The sequence below is a fragment of the Amycolatopsis sp. NPDC051061 genome (assembly GCF_040682935.1).
GTDB lineage: Bacteria > Actinomycetota > Actinomycetes > Mycobacteriales > Pseudonocardiaceae > Amycolatopsis.
Genome location: NZ_JBFBBZ010000157.1, coordinates 1 through 1,353, shown reverse-complemented (window position 1 = coordinate 1,353; position 1,353 = coordinate 1). Strand labels below are relative to the sequence as shown.

The 1,353-nt window shown below is 67.7% G+C and carries 1 protein-coding gene; it reads right to left on the bottom strand.

All coding sequences use genetic code 11. The annotated features are described in order from the left end of the window. Positions 1-175: 175 nt before the first annotated feature. Positions 176-1,309, bottom strand: a complete 1,134-nt coding sequence (locus AB0N03_RS52390) for an IS701 family transposase (RefSeq protein WP_364389001.1) — start codon at positions 1,307-1,309, stop codon at positions 176-178. Between the last annotated feature and the right edge of the window lie 44 nt (positions 1,310-1,353).

The window sequence follows — 1,353 nt, the reverse complement described above, 5'->3', positions numbered from 1 at the left end:
TACTGCAACGGCAGTCAGGTGAGTGGGTAGCCGCGTCGTTTGTAGTGACTGAGGCGGGCTTGGTGTTGTCGTCGGCGACGGAAACGTGACCACGCCCAGACGTGGTCGGCGGCATCGACGACACGCAGGACCAGTTTGGCGAGCAGGCGCCGGATCTCCGGTAACGTGAACCCGATCATGTCGGGCTCGCCGACACCGATTCCCCTTTTGCGGCAACAGATCGGGACACGGCCAGCCAGGCGTGGGCGAGCATCGACAACGTGATGTGGGCATACCACGCCCGCCACGACCGGACCTGGTATTGATCCAGCCCGGCTTCGTTCTTGGCCTGCTGAAAACACTCCTCGATCCGCCACCGAGTCCCGGCGATCCACGCCAGATCCAGCAGCGTCGAGCGGCGGGGTCCGTAGCAGACGTAGTAGGCGACCTCGGTCGGATCACTGATCGAACGCCGGGCGAGCAGCCAGTGCCCGCGCCCGGGCCGCCACCCGACCCGGATCGGCAACCGGGCCCAGTCGTATTCGCGTGGGCCGTGCGCGCCGGCGCCGACCGACAGTCGCCGCCACGCCTGGGCAGGCAGGCCCGCGATCAGCTCGTCCGCCCGAGCCTCACCGCCGGTGGCGGTGATCAGCAGGTCGTTGACTTTGGTGGCCAGCACATACGCGGCGTCGCACTCCTCGAGCCACGCCCGCAGGTACTTGACCTGTCCGTAGGCCTCATCGGCGGTGATCCACGCGAACGGCACCCCGCCTTCGAACGCCCGCGCCAGCATCGCCATCGCCTGCCGCGGTTTCGTCTCGAACTCGGTTCCGTCCGGAACTCCTGCCCGCCGGCACCGATCCGGGTCAGCGATCCACGGCTCAGGCAGATACAGCTCCCGATCGATCAGCGCATGCCCACCATCGGAGGCATAGGCCAGGAACGTGCCGATCTGGCAGTTCTCGATCCGGCCTGCCGTTCCCGAGTACTGCCGCTGCACCCCAGCCGACCGGACGCCCTTCTTCAGAAACCCGGTGTCGTCCACGATCAGCACACCACCGGGCTCGCCGAGGTGCTCGATGACATAGTCGCGCACATCGTCGCGGACACCGTCGATGTCCCAGTCCGCCCACCGCAGCAGCCGCTGCATCCCGTCCGGGGACACCTCGCCGGCCTGCTCGGCCAGCGTCCACCCGTTCTTCCGCTCCAGACCCGCGACCAGCCCGGCCACATACTCCCGCGCCCGGGCCCGCGGCTCCGACCGGGTGAACCGGCCCGCGATCCGCTCATGCACCCGATCCAGCTGATCCATCACCACATCGACCACCACCAGGATGATCTACCACACCCCACCCGAGTGCCGTTGCAGTACTA